The organism is Spirillospora sp. NPDC048824, from assembly GCF_043198455.1.
Classification (GTDB): domain Bacteria; phylum Actinomycetota; class Actinomycetes; order Streptosporangiales; family Streptosporangiaceae; genus Spirillospora.
In genome coordinates, this window is record NZ_JBICUS010000001.1 from 391,580 (window position 1) to 407,347 (window position 15,768).

Genomic DNA, 15,768 nt, shown 5'->3' on the forward strand with positions numbered 1-15,768 from the left:
GCCCGGTGGGGGGGCCGACTTTCCTGTGACGAGGGTGGCCTGTGTCCAATCTGTGCTGAAATGTTACGGATGCAGCGAGCCGCCGCGCCGTCTTCCGTCTACTACGCGGACACCGCCCCGCCGTCACCGGAAACGCCGGTGCGGGGGCGTCTGTGGCGTGTGCTCGGCGGGCTGTCGATCGTGATGTCGGTGGTGCTGGTGGCCGGCAGCCTCACCGCGTACGGGTTCTGGCGGCGGCTGGACGGACAGATCGACCGCGAGAACGTCGACGGCCGGCTCGGCGACGACCGTCCGGAGAAACTCAACAACTCGCTGAACATCCTGCTGATGGGCTCCGACAGCCGGCAGGGGGAGAACGCCCGCTACGGCGTCGAGGCGGGGCAGCGCTCCGACACCACGATCCTGCTGCACATCTCGCCCGGCGGCGAGAGCGCCATCGGCATCAGCTTCCCGCGCGACTCGATGGTGCAGATGCCGCCCTGCAAGAAGAAGGACGGCAGCACCGTCCCCGCCCAGTTCGGGATGATCAACGCGGCCTTCTCCAACGGCGGCCCCGCCTGCACCTGGCGGACGATCGAGTCCCTCACCAAGATCCACATCGATCACTACGTCGAGGTGGACTTCGCCGGCTTCAAACGCGTCGTGGACGCGCTCGGCGGCGTGGAGATCTGCGTCCCGCGGCGCGTCGACGACCCTAAGGCCGAACTGCATCTCAAGGCGGGCCGCCAGGTCGTCCGCGGCGAGCAGGCCCTCGGCTACGTCCGCACCCGCTACGTGCTCGGCAACGGCTCCGACCTCGACCGGATCAAGCGGCAGCAGGCGTTCATGGCGTCGGTGGTCAAGAAGGCCACCGACAAGGGCATGCTCACCGACCCCGGACGCACCTACGACTTCCTCTCCGCCGCCGCGAGCTCGATCAAGGCGGACGACGACCTCACCCTCTCGGTGATGCAGAAGCTCGCGGGCAGCCTGCGCGGCATGAGCGCCGGGAAGGTCCGGTTCGTCACCGTCCCCGTGCAGGCGTACCCGCAGGACAGGAACCGCGTCCAGTTCGACCGGGCGCGCGCCGAGCCGCTGTTCCGGGCCGTCCGGGAGGACAACAAGCTCCCCGAGCCGGCCCCGCCGACGCCCGTGGCGGCGCAGAACCAGGTCAAGCCCGTCCCTCCGGCCCAGGTCAGGGTCGGCGTCTACAACGCGGCCGGCGTCCACGGCCTCGCGCAGCGGACGGCGGACCAGCTCACCGAGCGCGGCTTCCAGGTCGTCAAGGTCGGCACCAGCCGCAAGCAGTACGCCCGCACCCGGATCCTGTACGGCGCGGGCGCCGAGCGCCAGGCCGCCCGCATGGCCATCGCGGTGCCCGGCCACAAACCGCGCGCCTGGCAGTCCGCCAAACCCGGCTACGTCTACCTCGTCATCGGCAAGGACGGCGCCGACCTGCGCGGCGTGAACAAGGCGGTCCCCAAGGTCGCCGGCGAGATCCGCGCCGACCGCGACGCCTGCGCCCGAACCTGACGCGCCGCATCCCGGCCACCGGGGCCGCACCCCGGCCACCGAGGCCGCATCCGGGCCACCGGGGCCACACCCGGCACCGCCGATCGGTATCGTGTCGGCGGGTAACCCAGCAACCGCCTTAAAGCGTCACATGTAAGACAGCGCACTCGATCCCTCCGACCCTCTGCCCCCAGGAGCCGCCCCCGCACAGGGCTCTGCCGGGCGCCCACGCCCCCCCCGGAACGGACGCATGCAGCCCGAAGCCTTCACCCTGTTGATGACCGTCTACGGCGGTGATCGCGCGGAGCACGCACGGGGCGCCTTCCGCAGTGCGGTGCACGAGCAGACGCTCCGGCCCGACCAGGTGGTCCTGGTCCAGGACGGCCCCGTCCCGACCGAACTGGCGGACTGCCTGCGGGAACTGGTCACCGAAAGCCCCGTCGAGGTGTCGTTCGTCCGCCTGGAGCGCAACCGCGGCCTCGGACCCGCCCTGGACGCCGGCCTCAAGGCCGCCCGCCACGACATCGTCGCCCGGATGGACGCCGACGACGTCGCCATGCCCCACCGCTTCCAGACCCAGGTCCCGCTGGTGCGCGCGGGCGCCGACCTCGTGGGCGCCGGCCTGCTGGAATTCAGTACCGACATCTCCGACATCGTCGGTCAGCGCACCCCGCCGAGCGACCCCGACGACATCGCCCGCTACTCGCGGCTGCACGACCCGTTCAACCACCCGACGGTCGTCTACCGCCGCAGCGCCGTGGTGGCCGCCGGCGGCTACGGCGACCTGCCGCTGATGGAGGACTACTGGCTGTTCGTCCGGATGATCGTGAACGGCGCACGGGTGGTGAACATCGCCGAGCCTCTCGTCTACTACCGGGTGGGGGACGGGGCGTACGAGCGGCGCGGCGGCCGCGACCTGCTGCGCTCGGAACTGCGGCTGCAACGCCAGATGCTGCGCGAGGGCTTCATCTCACAGCCGCAGTACCTGCGGAACGTGATGGTGCGCGGCGGCTACCGGTTGGTCCCGACCATGATCCGCAAGCCGTTCTACCGCCGCGTCGTGGCCCCCTATGGCGCGCGCCGCAACCGGTCCCGCGACCGCGAGGACGCGCGCCGGGTGACGGTGGCCGTACAGCCCGGATACATACCCCGCCATGCCCGCCCGGCGACCGGCGCCGCCGACGGCCACGAGAGCATTCCCGGCCGCGACCCCGCCCGTCCGCGCCAGGAGGGCTGAGCCGCCGCGCCGGGAACGGTCACGAAAGCGGGCGGCTCCAGAGGACGGGCTGCTCGCCGGAGCGGGAGACGCTACGTCCCACGCCGAGCAGAGCGCCCTTGAACGGCGTCAGGCCCGTGATCTCCTGCCGGCCCGTCCCGGCGAGAACGTCCCCGCCGGGTGTCTGCAGCTCCCACGACGACCCGTCCGCCGACGTCCACGTGACGACGTTGGACGCGCCCGTGCTTCCGGCGGCGCCGGAGATGGTGAAGCCCTGCGGCGTGGTCGTCACGGCCGTCACCCGGACGGACTCCGTCGAGTCGGGCATCGGCGGCCGGCTCTCGCGCCAGGTTGTACCGCCGTCGTTGGAGATGAAGGCGAGGGCCGTCGTCCCGGACGTACCCGCCGCGTCGCCTGCTGCGACCAGGACGTTGCCCTTGACCGCGACATGCGTGAGCCATCCCTGCGACAGGCCGGAGGAAAGCTTGAGCTCCTGCAGCTTCCACTTCTTGCCGTCCGGCGACGTCCACACGGCCGGGAGGCCGGGACCGGGCGTGTCCGGGTTCCGCATGCCGCCGACCGCGACGAAGCCGAAGTCGCCTCCGGCGGCCGAACGTATCCAGCGGTTGCCGTTCTTCTCCGCGGTGAGGTCGTTGCGCCCGGCACCGCTGCCGCGCTGCCAGGTCTTCAGGTCGGGAGAGAACCAGATCGCGCCGGACAGCCCGTCGTCGCCGACGACGACATAGCCGGACGGGCCGGCTGCGACGCCATGGGTGGCGAGGTGGAGCTCACCCTTCTGCTCGAACACCGGATCGGTGTCGGCGGGCTTCCAGATGTTGCCGTCCGCCGATGTCAGCACCAGGGGCTCGCGCGGTGCGCCGCCCCCGTCGCCGACTGCGAGCCAGCCCGCGCCGCCGCGCGTCACGCCGAGCAGCCGCTGCAGGGCCGGGCGGGAGATGCCGCCGGAGAAACGGGCGCGCTTCCACGCCGAACCGTCCGCCGACGTCCAGATCGCGGCGTCGCCGCCGGTGCTGCCGACCGCGACCGCCTGAGCGCCCTCCGCGGCGACCGCGGTGACGGCCCGGTCGTTGCGGAACGCGCCGGGAATCTTGAGCGGGTCGACGGGGATCTCGGTGCCGTTCGCGCCCCGCACCGCCAGCAAAGCGTTCAGGTCGCCGTTGCCGGGGTCACGGCCGACCAGGACGGTGTGCTCGCCGGTGGCCGACGCCCCGAGCAGGATGCGGCCCGAGGCCGAAGGCAGCGTCCCCGCCTCCTGCCAGGATTCGCCGTCCGCCGAGCGGGAGATCAGCAGGTCGCGCTCGCGTTGCAGGATGCCCGTGAAGCCGGTGCCGGTGGCCAGCAGTTGGTGGACGCGCTTGTAGTCGGCCGACTCCAGCTTCCCGCCCTCGGTCCAGTCGTCGGCGTCCTTGGAGGTGTAGACCTGCCCGTAGGACGACTTCCCGGACTTGACCTCGCGGACCGCCACCAGCCCCGTCGGACCGCCGCCGATCTTCAGTCCGCGGGTGCCTTTCGGGGCGGGAATCTTGGCGGGTGACCAGGTGCGGCCACCGTCGGTCGATCGCCATGCGCGGTGGAACGTGGCTTTGTCCGGATCCGGGGCGTGCAGGCTCTCCATCAGCACTACCCCGCCGCTGAACGCGACCTCCTCCACCACGACCTTCCCGCGCAGCGGCAGTCCGGTTTGCTTGCCGGTCAGCGCGTCCCAGTTCCGTCCGTCGGCCGACAGCCAGATGGCGGGAACGGAGTCGGAGAAGTCGCGCTTGCGGGAGTGTTCGCCGATGGCGAGGAAACCCTTGTCAGTACGGATGACCTGCGACACACGGTTGCCGGGGCCGAAGACGTCGCCCGCCGCGTCGGGCTGGCGTCGCCACGTCCGACCGTCCTCGCTCGTCCACACGGCGCCGCCGCCCGGCCGGGTGCCGATCGCGACCCAGCCGCCGGGGCCGCCGCCGACCACCCTCGGGATCTCCGTCGAGCCGGGCTCGCCGCCGTCCAGGCCCTCGACCCGGGCGGCCTCGAAGGTGCGGCCGCCGTCGGCGGACACCAAGAACACGCCCCGGTAGTTGCCGGGGTCGGCCTCGCCGCCGACGGCGACCACGGTGGTGCCGGAGGCCGCGACACCGGTGAGCTCCTGGTCGCGGCCATCGGAACGGGCGGCCGGATCCGCCGCGAACACTTTGCCGGCGAGCCGTGCGTCCTCGCCGCTCCCGGCGGGGCCGTCACCCATGCCGAGCAGCACGACCACTCCGCCCGCGACGAGTGCGGCGGCGGCCACGCCGCCGATCACGCCGAAGAGGATCTTCTTGTTGATCCCCTTACGGCTGGGCCCGGGCGTCGTCCGCCAGGGCTCCTCGACCTGAGGCGGCGGTGCGACGGGTGTACCGGAGACCGGGTTGCCGGACGCTCCAGGGGCGGGGACATCCTGCGCCCATGGGAACGGCTGGGGCGCGGGCGCCGGTGACTGCCCGGGGATCTCCTGGGCGTATGGGAACGGCCCGGGGGACGGAGGGCTCGGCGTGCCAGGGATCTGCTGCGCCCATGGGAACGGCGGTGGCGCCGCCTGGGCGGGGGATGCCGGTGGTTGAGGTACCGGTGGTTGAGGTAGGGGCGGCTGAGGTGCCGGTGGCTGGGGTACGGGCGCGGGATACTGCGCCGCGGGAGGCTGTGGAGGTTCTGGTGCCGGTGGTGCTGGCGATTCGCCCGGGATCTGCTGCGCCCACGGGAACGGAGGGGGAGCCGGCGGAGCCTGCGCGTCCTGCTGCGCAGCCCCTGGGAGGCGCTCCACCCGGGTGCGGTCCTGCCCTTCGTCCTCGTCGGCCTCCGGCTCGCCGGTGTCCGGGGCGCCGGTCGCTGTGCCGCGGGAGAAGTCGGTCATGGTGAGGTCGGCGATGTTGCCGGCCGACTCGGTCGGCGGCGGCGCTGCCGGCGCCGCGTCTCGCCGGAAGACCTCGGTTCGCCCGGCCAGGTCGTCCTCGCCTTGGCTGCCCCGGTCGCCCGTGCCGCTTTGCTCGTCGTCCTCGTCGTCGACCTCGTTGAGCCACTGCGGCGGCGGAGGCGGCCCCGGCAGGTGCTGGGACGGCGAGCCCTCCTCGGGCAGGCCGTCCCCGTGCTCGTCGTCCGGCGTCCCCTTCGGAGTCACACCCGCCCTCCCCTTGGCCCTGCGTCGTTTGCGTTGTCAGGGATCATATCGACGCATGGCAGCCGAAATGACCTCCTCGGTCGGGCGTGGACGCCGCCGCAGGCCGTCGCGTACACCGGCCCGCAACCCGCGGCGCAGAGTGGCCCGGTCCCGCGAGCGGGCATAGGTGCGCGTCCAGCGCCGAACGGACGATCCGGCGTAGAGGACGCGTTCGGCCGGTGCGAGCCCGCGGCTGCGTGTGAACAGCCAGAGCTTGTTGCGAACCTCATAGTAGAAACGCTCCCCGGGGTCGGCGTCGGTGCCGCCGAACGTCCTGGTCTTGTGGACGACGATGCTTGCGGGACAGTACAGCCCGGTCCGCCCCCGAAGCAGCCGAGTGGTGAACTCGAAGTCGTCGTTCCACAGGAAGTAGTCCGCCACCGGCAGCCCTCGGTCCAGCACGGCCGCCGCATCGACGAGCACGGACACGAACGACGCGGACCGGACGGGGATGCAGCCGGCTTCTGCCGCGGCCGCAAGCTCGGCCCGGGACACGCCGGGTTTGACGCGCGGGGTGTTCATCGGATGATCGCCGCCGTCGGTCCACAGGACGCGGCTGGCGACGAGGACAGGATCGCCGGGTGCCCGTTCCCGGGCATCCAGAAGCGCTGCGAGGGCCCCGGGCTCGGGGACGGTGTCGTCGTCCATCAGCCAGATCAGCGGGGTCCGCCCGCCCGCGACACCGCCCGCACTGGCGGTCTCCGGGACGGACGTGTCCAGCGCGCGGGCGATCCCGGCCGCGAAACCCCCCGCGCCGCCGGTGTTGGTGCCGAGCTCGACCAGGTCGACGTCCGGGAACCGCTCGCGGACAAGGGCGGGGGTGCCATCGGTGGAGGCATTGTCCACGACGATCACGACGTCCGGCCGCCGCGTCTGGGCGGCGAGCGCGTCGAGCGCCTCGGTCAGGAGGTCGCGCCTGTTGTAGGTGACGACGACGGCGGTGACCAGCGCGTCCGCAGCGCCGGAGCTCATCGCGCGTCGGCCCGGCGGGACAGGACGGTACCGGGCCCACCGGGTTCGCCGGCTCCGCCGGCCGCCTCGTCCTCGGCCTCCGCCGCGGGTTCGGGCGGCGGCTCGATGCCCTTCAGCCGCTCCACCAGGTGCCAGTACCCGACCCGCATCTTCCAGACGGCCTCGTTGCGTTCACTGAGATGGCGGGCCATCAGTTTGGGCAGTGCGGTGTGCCGCTGCTCCCGGCGTTCGTCACGCAGCTCGGCTATCTCCTCGCGGAGCATCGAGACGCGATCGAGGAGTCCGAGGATGGTGTGGGCGGCCGTGTCGAGCAACTCCGTGTCCCCTGGCGCGGCGGCGGTACCGTTCTCCGGCGGCCGCTCGCGGGGCAGCAGTTCGGTGAGGTCGCCGACGATGTCGTAGCCGGCGGAACGGACCCCTTCGACCAGTTCCCGGGCCTTGCCTCCCGCCCATGCGCGGCGGTCCGGAGGCAGCGGTACCCTGCCGGGCTCACCCCGGCCAGGCAGGACTTTGAGCGCGAGGACGTCGGTGACCAGCCGGTGGTACAGCCACATCGGGGCGTCTTCGTCGACGGCCGCGTTCAGCCTGCGCAGCAGCTCGGTCTCCGTCCAGCTCAGCGACGCGTTCGCGCGGGCCGCCGACAGGTCCGCCACAGCCGGGTCGATGCCGAGCAGCCCGGTGAAGCGCTCCCAGAGCCGCTCGCGGGGGGCGTCCGGGCCGGGCACGGTCAGCACGTGCACGTGCTCCGGCGGGACGTGCGGGGCCCACCGTCCGAGCACCTCGGGGATGTCGTGCACGCGCCAGAACCAGGAGGCGGCGCCGCCGTCGGGAGGACCGTCGATCACCTCGCGCAGCCAGTGACCGAAGTCGTGGTGGAACCGGTGCTTGACGTACTCCTGCCATTCCGAGGGCAGCAGCCCGGCGAGATCACGGGCGGAGTAGACGATGTGGACCTCGCAGGGGGCGAGGGACCGCACCGCCCGTCCGGCGCCCTCCGCGTCCACCGCGCACAGCACTTCGTGTGAGACCACGGCGGTGTGATGGCCGGACGTCTTGACGCTGTCGGCCAGCAGGTCCCAGGCGCCGTCCCAGCCCGGTTCGGGCTCGTCCGGCTCCGGTTCCAGCCGGCGGAGGTCGCGGGTGGCCCGTACCTGCGCGCTGAAAGACCCGCCTGGCAGGTGGACGCCGGCCTCGGACAGCGCCTCGGCGTTGTCCCACAGCAGGCCCTGCAGGAACGTCGTCCCGCTCTTGGGCGCGCCGATATGGAGGAAAACGGTGGGCGGGGGGCCGCCGGGGTCCGCTGCCACCAGGTTCTCCTCTGCCGGTCGCGGGGTGGGACGCGCAAGACGCCGTTCCGGATCACAGGCAGAGTACAACCGGCCAACGAGGGTCAATCTCCACAACCGGGATCAATGTGTCGGTATGTTGGCCGCGCAGCATTGTCGATCCAGTGTCGATCCTCAGTCAATCCCCTTGCGGACAGAGCGGGCCCGCGGCCGGTCGCCGGGGACGGATCGCGCGTACGACGCGGGGGGCGTCGCAGGAAGATGAACCGTGAACGTTGATCTTGTAGTGGTGGGCTCCGGTTTCTTCGGGCTCACCGTCGCGGAACGCTGCGCGGCGGAACTGGGGCTGCGGGTACTGGTCCTCGACCGGCGCGACCACATCGGCGGCAACGCCTACAGCGAGGATGAGCCCGAGACCGGCATCGAAATCCACCGGTACGGCGCGCACCTGTTCCACACGTCCAACGAGCGAGTGTGGGAGTACGCCAACCGGTTCACGCGGTTCACCGGCTACCAGCACCGCGTCCACTCGACCTTCAAGGGTCGCGTCTACCCGCTGCCCATCAACCTCGGAACGATCTGCGCGTACTTCGGCCGAGCCTTCACCCCGGACGAGGCCCGCGCGCTGATCGCCGAGCAGGCCGCGGAGATCGCCGCCGGGCACGAGCCGCGCAACCTGGAGGAGAAGGCGGTGTCCCTCATCGGACGGCCGCTGTACGAGGCGTTCATCCGGGGCTACACAGCGAAACAGTGGCAGACCGACCCCCTTGACCTGCCCGCAGAGATCATCACCCGGCTGCCGGTGCGGTACACCTTCGACAACCGGTACTTCAGCGACACCCACGAGGGGCTGCCGGTCGACGGCTACACCGCGTGGCTGGAGCGTATGGCCGACCATCCGAACATCGAGGTCCGGCTCGGCACCGACTTCTTCGACCTGCGCGACGATCTCGTCGGACGGGTCCCCGTCGTCTACACCGGGCCGCTCGACCGCTACTTCGGTTTCGCGGAGGGCGAGCTGGGCTGGCGGACGCTGGACTTCGAGACGGAGATCATGCCGACGGGCGACTTCCAGGGAACCGCCGTGATGAACTACGCCGACGAGGACGTCCAGTACACCCGCATCCACGAGTTCCGGCACTTCCACCCGGAGCGGCGGCACTACCCGGACGACCGCACGGTGATCATGCGGGAGTTCTCGCGGTTCGCCGAACGCGGTGACGAGCCGTACTACCCGATCAACACCGCCGAGGACCGCGAGCGCCTGCTGCGCTACCGGGAGATGTCCCGGTGCGAGGACGGCGTCCTGTTCGGCGGGCGGCTCGGCACCTACCAGTACCTGGACATGCACATGGCGATCGCCAGCGCCCTGGGCATGGTCGACAACCGGCTGCGGCCCCATTTCGAACGGGGCGAGCGGCTGATCAGCGGAGGAGTTGACCGATGACCGAGCGGGCCACCCAGCCAGAGCTCCCCACGGAGCCCGCAGAACAGCTCCGGCCGGCCGTGCCGGGCGAGGGACTGCGCATCCTGCACCGGGTCGTGATGCCCGGCGAGCGCGATTTCGACGTCCTGAAGCTGTACGTGGACGGGAACGCGGTGTTCGGCCGCCGCACCGCCGACCTCAAGAGCGCCGCCGAGCGGGTGCTGGCCGAGCAGGACGGTGACGCGGCCCGCGCGGCGGCGGCGTTCAGGCCCGCATCCCAGGACGACAGCGCCGAGATCGTCGGCCGCCGCAGCATCGTCGTGCCGTCCGGCACGCGGGTGTCGTTCTGCAGCTACTTCAACGCCTTCCCCGCCGGATACTGGCGCCGCTGGAGCACGGTCGAGGACGTCCGGCTGCGCGTCCGGGTCCGCGGCGAGGCGACGATCCTCATCTACCGGTCCACCGGCAAGGGCCACCTGGAACGAATCAAGTCGCTGCACATCGACTCCGACTCCTCCGTCGAGGAGACCGTCGACCTGCCGCTCGCCCCGTTCATCGACGGCGGCTGGTACTGGTTCGACATCGTCGCCGACGGCCGCACCGCCGTGCTCGACAGCGCGGACTGGTGCGCGGTCACCGAGCGGACCGAGCCGGGCACCGCCACCCTCGGCATCACGACCTTCAACCGGCCGAAATTCTGCGTCGAGCAGCTCACCGCGCTGGCCGCGGCCGGCGACGTGCTGGACGCCGTCGACGAGATCCTCGTCGTCGACCAGGGCACCGACCGGGTCGAGGACCACCCGGACTTCGCCGCGGCGGCGGAGGCGCTCGGTGACCGGCTGCGCGTCATCGACCAGGCCAATCTCGGCGGCTCCGGCGGCTTCTCCCGGGTCATGCACGAGACCGTCGAGGCCGGGCGCAGCACCTACGCGCTTCTGCTGGACGACGACGTCATCCTCGAGCCGGAGGGCATTCTGCGCGCGGTGACGTTCGCCGACCTGGCGCGCGGCCCGATTCTCGTCGGCGGGCACATGCTCGATCTGTACAACCGGTCGGTGCTGCACGTGTTCGGCGAGACCATCGCCCGGTACCGCTGGTGGATGGTCCCGGCACCGCACACCGAGCTCTCGCACGATCTGGCCGCCCATCCGCTCCGCCACACCCCCTGGCTTCACCGCCGCGCCGACGTGGAGTACAACGCGTGGTGGATGTGCCTGATCCCGGTCGAGGTCATCCAGAAGATCGGGCTGTCGCTGCCGTTCTTCATCAAGTGGGACGACATCGAGTACGGGCTCCGTGCCAAGGCGGCCGGGTATCCGACCGTGTCGCTCCCGGGCGCCGCGGTGTGGCATGTGCCGTGGCACTCCAAGGACGTCATGACCGACTGGCAGGCGTACTTCACCGAACGGAACAGGGTCGTCACCGCTCTGCTGTACTCCCCGTACGAGCGCGGTGGCAACATGCTGAAGGAAAGCCTGTTCATCACCGTCAAGCACGCACTGGCCATGCAGTACTCCACGGCCGAACTGATGCTGCTGGCGATCGAGGACGCGCTCAAGGGGCCCGAGGACCTGCATCCGTCGATCGTCACGAAGATGGGTGAGCTGCGGGAACTGCGTGCCGAGTTCGTGGACGCCCAGGCAAAGGCGGACCTGGACGAGTTCCCCGCCGTCCGGCGGCGCAAGCCGCCGCGCAAGGGCCGCGACGTCGTCCCGCCGAAGAACAGGCGGGCGATGTTCCAGACGGCGCTGATGGGCGCGGCCCGGCAGATCAAGCCGATCGGCCCGTACCCGAAGATCCACCCTGAAGCCGTCGTCCCGCACGTCGACCAGACCTGGTGGCTGCTGACCAAGTTCAACAGCGCACTGGTCTCGTCCGCGGACGGCACCAAGGTCTCCTGGTACCAGCGCGACCCGCAGCGGTTCTGGTCGCTGATCCGGCGCGCGTCGGCACTGCACGCCCGCCTCGGCAAGGACTGGGCGCCGCTGAGCCAGCGGTACCGGGACGCGCTGCCGGGCCTCACGTCGCAGGAGGAGTGGCTGGAGACCTTCGAAAAGGCGCGGCGGCAGTAATGACCGCGGTATCCGGGGCGCCGGCCGGCCCGGTCGATCCCGAACTGGTCGAGCCGGGACGCGGAGGAGGGCTCGGCGAGGTCTTCCGGCGCCGCTACCTGCTGAGGCTCATAGTGCGGCGGGAACTGCGCGCCCGCTACCAGGGGTCGCTGCTCGGCCTCGGGTGGTCGTACGTGCGGCCCGCCGCGCACTTCTCCGTCTTCTACTTCGTCGCCGGCGTCTTCCTCGGGATGAGCGAGTACATCCAGCACTTCCCGATCTTCATGTTCTCGGCGCTGGTCCTGGTCTCGTTCTTCAACGAAACCCTGATCAACACGACTCACTCGGTGCTCGGGAACGCCCCGCTCGTCCGGAAGGTGTACCTGCCGCGAGAACTGTTCCCCGTCGCGTCGCTGCTGGTGTCGTGTGTGCACCTGCTGCCGGGACTGGGCATCGTCCTGACCGTCGCGGTGCTCTGGGGATGGACGCCGTCGGCCGCGGCGCTCGCCTCGGCGCTGCTCGGGTTCGCACTCGTCGCCGTGCTCGGGATGGGGCTCGGGCTGATCTGCTCGGCGCTGCACGTCTTCTACCGCGACACCGACAAGGTCGTCGACATCACGACGTTGTTCGTCACCTGGTCGGTCCCGATGATCTACCCGTGGACGATGGTGCGCGACACCCTGCCGGGCTGGGCGCTGGACCTCTACCTGGCCAACCCCATGGCTGTCGGGGTCCTGCTGTTCGAACGGGCCTTCTGGTGGCCGACGACCGACGGTACGTTCGAGTTCCCCGCTCACCTCACCCGTGACGCGCTCGTCCTGCTGGCGCTGGCGGTGCTGCTGCTCGGGGCGGGCCAGTTCGTGTTCTCCCGGCTCCAGCGCCGTTTCGCGGAGGAACTCTGATGGACGGGACGGCTCCGATGGACGGGACGCGGCGCGCGGTCGTCGTCGACGCGGTGACCAAGCGGTTCACGCTGCGGCACGCCCGCTCGATCAAGAACATGACCGTGCGGGCGCTGCGCCGGGAGAGTCTGCGCGACCGGTTCACCGCGCTGGAGGACGTCTCGGTCACCATCGGGGTCGGCGAGGCCGTCGCGCTGGTCGGGGTGAACGGCTCGGGCAAGAGCACCCTCTTGAAAATCATTTCGGGGGTGATGCCGCCGGACGAGGGCTCGGTCCGGATCCGCGGGCGCGTCGCCGGGCTGATCGAGGTGGGCGCCGGCCTGCACCCGGACCTCACCGGTCGGGAGAACGTCTTCCTGAACGGCGCCATCCTCGGCATGGACCGTGCCGAGACGGTCCGCAAGTTCGACTCGATCGTGGAGTTCGCCGACATCGGCCAGTTCCTCGACCAGCCCGTCCGGTTCTACTCCTCCGGAATGTTCATGCGGCTGGCGTTCTCCATCGCCGTGCACACCGAACCCGACGTCTTCCTCATTGACGAGGTTCTGGCCGTCGGGGACCCGTTGTTCCGCCGCAAGTGCATCGACCGTCTCCACGAGTACCGCGACAGCGGCCGCACCATGGTGATCGTCGCGCACGACGCGAAGCTGCTGCGGCAGCTCTGCACGCGCGGGGTCTTCCTTGAGAGCGGCCGTGTGCTGTGGGACGGCGACATCGACACCGCCGCCGACCTGCTGCTGAAGAAGCGGCAGGAACGCCATCGCGCCGCCGCGCGTCCGGCGAAGGCGGCCGAGGCGGGCCGATGACATCGGCACCACCCGTCGACCGGCCACGGCTGCGTGAACTGGACCTGCTCCGGTTCCTGGCCGCCGTCCTTGTGGTGTTGCACCACTACGTGGGCCGCATCGGCGGATGGGGCGTGGAGAATCACCACAACATGCCGTTCCTCGCGCCGGTCACCCACTTCGGGAATCTCGGCGTCGACCTGTTCTTCCTGATCAGCGGCTTCGTGATCCTGATGAGCGCCTGGGGGCGGAAGGTCGGCGACTTCGCGGTCTCGCGGACGGTGCGCATCTTCCCGGGCTATTGGGCCGGCGTCGTATTCGCCCTCGTCGGCTTCCTCGCCATCGGTCAGACGCCGATGGCGGGGCACAGCCCGCTCGTACCGTTCCTGCCGAACCTGACGATGCTGCAGATGGGCATTGGCGTGCCGGGTATGGAGAACGTCTACTGGACGCTCTGGGTCGAGCTGCATTTCTACGTGCTGATCTCCCTGCTCGTCTGGCGTGGCATCACTTACGGGCGCTGCGTGGCGTTCATGGTTCTCTGGATCGTGCTCGGCCTCTTCGCGCAGGAGGCCGACTTCGCGCCGCTAGCCGCGATCCTGATGCCGCCGTGGGCGCCTTATTTCGTTGCCGGCATGGCCTTCTACCTCATCCACAGGTTCGGCCCGAACCTTCTCCTGTGGCTGATCGTGGCCGGGTGCTGGGCGCTTGTCGTCCCCTACCGGATCGCGACCGTGAACGACGATCTGGCATGGCCGCTCATGTGGGAAGCCGCCATCACCGGCGGTGTCACGCTTTGCTTCCTGATCATGGCGATGGTGGCCAATCACCAGTTCGAGGTGGTGCGCTGGCGGGGCTTCACCGTCCTCGGCGCGCTCACCTACCCGCTCTACCTCGTCCACGAGACCGTCGGGCGGGTGCTGTACGAGCTGATCGGTTCCCAGCTCGGCCGATGGACGCTCCTCGGCGTGTCCTGCGCCGTGGCGTTCGGCTTCGCGTACCTGGTACAACGGCTCGTCGAGGAGCCCGCGCAGCGCTGGATGCGGTCGAGGCTGAAGACCGCGCTCGCCAGGCTGCGTCAGGACCGTCTCCCGCTCACCCGGAACCAGACCCCGTCCCGCAGCCCTGCGGAGGCCATCCGATGACCCGTCCTCCCGCCCCTTCCGGATCAGCCGGCCCGCCGCCCGCCGACGACGTGCTCGCCCGCCCGGTGCCGTCGCGGCTGCGCGAGTTGGATCTGCTGCGTTTCCTCGCCGTGGGCGCACTCGTGCTGCACCACTTCGCCGGGGTGCGCAGCACGATCTGGGCCGGGCGGGACGCCCAGAAGATCTATCCCGAGCTGGCCCCGGTCGCCCACTTCGGCTACCTCGGCGTCGACCTGGTCTTCATGATCAGCGGATTCGTCATCCTGATGGCCGTGTGGGGTCGGGGCGCCGGCGACTTCGCCATCGCGAGAGTCGTCCGGCTCTATCCTGCGTACTGGTTCAGTGTCCTGCTCAGCCTGGTGCTCTTCCTGGTCTGCGGCTCGGCGGTGCCCTACGGTGACGGCGACGACCCCGTCCAGCGACTCCTGCCCAACCTCACGATGCTCCAGCAGGGGATGCACGTCGCTCCGCTGGAGGTCGTCTACTGGGCGCTGTGGGTGGAGTTGCACTTCTACGTGCTCATCGCGCTCTTCGCCTGCGTCGGCATCACCTATGGGCGCTGTGTCACCTTCATGGTCTCCTGGCTGATCGTCGGCGCCTACGCCAAAGAGGCCGGCAACGACCTGATGCGCGCCGTGTTCCTGCCGGAGACGGCGCCGTTCTTCATCGCCGGGATGGCGTTCTTCCTGATCTACAAGTTCGGGTCCAACCTCGCGCTCTGGCTGATCATCGCGGCGTCCTGGGCGCTGTCGGTGCACTACCTCGTGGCGGACATCAATCCGCTGAACGCGTGGAAGGGCGTCCACGAGATCGTGATCCCGGTCGTCGTCACCGTGTTCTACATGACCATGGCCCTGGTCGCGTCGCGGAAGCTCTCCAGGGTGAACTGGCGCGGCTTCACCTTCCTCGGCGCCATCGCCTACCCGCTGTTCCTGATGCACGAAACGGTCGCGCGGACGATCGTCAAGGTGTTCTTCCCGCATCCGATCCTCGACCGGCTGACGATCCTGCCGGTCATCACGGTCTCCGTGCTGGTGTCGGCGTTCGTCGTCCACCGGTTCGTGGAACGTCCGCTCCAGTCGATGATGCGTCCGCGGCTCGCGTCCGCGATGGCGCAGATCCGCCGCAACGGAGCACCGCCGCCGCCCGCCGCGCCGCCGGATGCCCCGTCCAACGCGGATCCCTCGGATGACGCCGACGCCCCGGGCGTCCGCCACGATGCCGCGCAGGCTCCGCGTGCGTCCGTGCCTTAGCCTGATCATCATCGATCAGGTCATTGATCAACCCGTTCGGTG

Annotated in this window: 11 protein-coding genes; 8 read left to right on the top strand and 3 right to left on the bottom strand. The window is 70.4% G+C overall.

The window, feature by feature from the left end; genetic code table 11:
* Positions 1-69 precede the first annotated feature (69 nt).
* Both ACGFIS_RS01785 and ACGFIS_RS01790 read left to right on the top strand, forming a co-directional pair.
* On the top strand, positions 70-1,512 hold the full coding sequence (locus tag ACGFIS_RS01785) for an LCP family protein (RefSeq protein ID WP_392906988.1): 1,443 nt from the start codon (positions 70-72) through the stop codon (positions 1,510-1,512).
* A 229-nt stretch (positions 1,513-1,741) separates the two neighbouring features.
* Positions 1,742-2,728, top strand: a complete 987-nt coding sequence (locus tag ACGFIS_RS01790) for a glycosyltransferase (RefSeq protein ID WP_392906987.1) — start codon at positions 1,742-1,744, stop codon at positions 2,726-2,728.
* Between the two features lie 19 nt (positions 2,729-2,747).
* Here the strand turns inward: ACGFIS_RS01790 and ACGFIS_RS01795 are convergent, their stop codons facing one another.
* Genes ACGFIS_RS01795 through ACGFIS_RS01805 form a run of 3 tightly spaced genes read right to left on the bottom strand, consistent with a single transcriptional unit; the run spans position 2,748 to position 8,185 of the window.
* Positions 2,748-5,867 carry a WD40/YVTN/BNR-like repeat-containing protein gene (locus ACGFIS_RS01795; protein ID WP_392906986.1) on the bottom strand — a complete coding sequence of 1,040 codons (3,120 nt, stop codon included), beginning with the start codon at positions 5,865-5,867 and terminating at the stop codon, positions 2,748-2,750.
* Positions 5,868-5,903: 36 nt separating this feature from the next.
* Positions 5,904-6,878: a glycosyltransferase gene (locus tag ACGFIS_RS01800; RefSeq protein WP_392906984.1), complete on the bottom strand. Its 975-nt coding sequence runs from the start codon at positions 6,876-6,878 to the stop codon at positions 5,904-5,906.
* The gene (locus tag ACGFIS_RS01805; protein WP_392906983.1) at positions 6,875-8,185 is read right to left on the bottom strand and encodes a hypothetical protein; all 1,311 of its coding nucleotides are present in this window, start codon (positions 8,183-8,185) and stop codon (positions 6,875-6,877) included. The genes ACGFIS_RS01800 and ACGFIS_RS01805 overlap by 4 nt, the downstream gene beginning before the upstream one ends.
* 247 nt (positions 8,186-8,432) lie before the next feature.
* Here ACGFIS_RS01805 and glf point away from each other — a divergent pair, with 247 nt between their 5' ends.
* From glf to ACGFIS_RS01835, 6 genes are read left to right on the top strand one after another with little or no spacing between them, the layout of a single operon-like run.
* Positions 8,433-9,611, top strand: coding sequence for a UDP-galactopyranose mutase (gene glf / locus ACGFIS_RS01810; protein ID WP_392906982.1), 1,179 nt, complete (start codon positions 8,433-8,435; stop codon positions 9,609-9,611).
* Entirely contained in the window at positions 9,608-11,662 is a 2,055-nt protein-coding gene (locus tag ACGFIS_RS01815; protein WP_392906981.1) for a glycosyltransferase, read from the top strand. The genes glf and ACGFIS_RS01815 overlap by 4 nt, the downstream gene beginning before the upstream one ends.
* Positions 11,662-12,543, top strand: coding sequence for an ABC transporter permease (locus tag ACGFIS_RS01820; protein WP_392906979.1), 882 nt, complete (start codon positions 11,662-11,664; stop codon positions 12,541-12,543). Before ACGFIS_RS01815 ends, ACGFIS_RS01820 begins: the two co-directional genes overlap by 1 nt.
* Positions 12,543-13,349: an ABC transporter ATP-binding protein gene (locus tag ACGFIS_RS01825; protein WP_392906977.1), complete on the top strand. Its 807-nt coding sequence runs from the start codon at positions 12,543-12,545 to the stop codon at positions 13,347-13,349. The genes ACGFIS_RS01820 and ACGFIS_RS01825 overlap by 1 nt, the downstream gene beginning before the upstream one ends.
* A complete protein-coding gene (locus tag ACGFIS_RS01830; RefSeq protein WP_392906975.1) occupies positions 13,346-14,473 on the top strand; it encodes an acyltransferase family protein in 1,128 nt (375 codons plus the stop codon). The genes ACGFIS_RS01825 and ACGFIS_RS01830 overlap by 4 nt, the downstream gene beginning before the upstream one ends.
* Positions 14,470-15,726, top strand: a complete 1,257-nt coding sequence (locus tag ACGFIS_RS01835) for an acyltransferase family protein (protein WP_392906973.1) — start codon at positions 14,470-14,472, stop codon at positions 15,724-15,726. Before ACGFIS_RS01830 ends, ACGFIS_RS01835 begins: the two co-directional genes overlap by 4 nt.
* The last annotated feature ends 42 nt before the right edge of the window (positions 15,727-15,768 follow it).

Bases quoted from the DNA above. Each gene is read 5' to 3' on its own strand.
- ACGFIS_RS01835 (WP_392906973.1), top strand. From the start codon at position 14,470: ATGACCCGTCCTCCCGCCCCTTCCGGATCAGCCGGCCCGCCGCCCGCC.
- ACGFIS_RS01825 (WP_392906977.1), top strand. From the start codon at position 12,543: ATGGACGGGACGGCTCCGATGGACGGGACGCGGCGCGCGGTCGTCGTC.
- ACGFIS_RS01820 (WP_392906979.1), top strand. From the start codon at position 11,662: ATGACCGCGGTATCCGGGGCGCCGGCCGGCCCGGTCGATCCCGAACTG.
- ACGFIS_RS01790 (WP_392906987.1), top strand. From the start codon at position 1,742: ATGCAGCCCGAAGCCTTCACCCTGTTGATGACCGTCTACGGCGGTGAT.
- ACGFIS_RS01815 (WP_392906981.1), top strand. From the start codon at position 9,608: ATGACCGAGCGGGCCACCCAGCCAGAGCTCCCCACGGAGCCCGCAGAA.
- ACGFIS_RS01785 (WP_392906988.1), top strand. From the start codon at position 70: ATGCAGCGAGCCGCCGCGCCGTCTTCCGTCTACTACGCGGACACCGCC.
- ACGFIS_RS01800 (WP_392906984.1), bottom strand. From the start codon at position 6,878: ATGAGCTCCGGCGCTGCGGACGCGCTGGTCACCGCCGTCGTCGTCACC.
- ACGFIS_RS01830 (WP_392906975.1), top strand. From the start codon at position 13,346: ATGACATCGGCACCACCCGTCGACCGGCCACGGCTGCGTGAACTGGAC.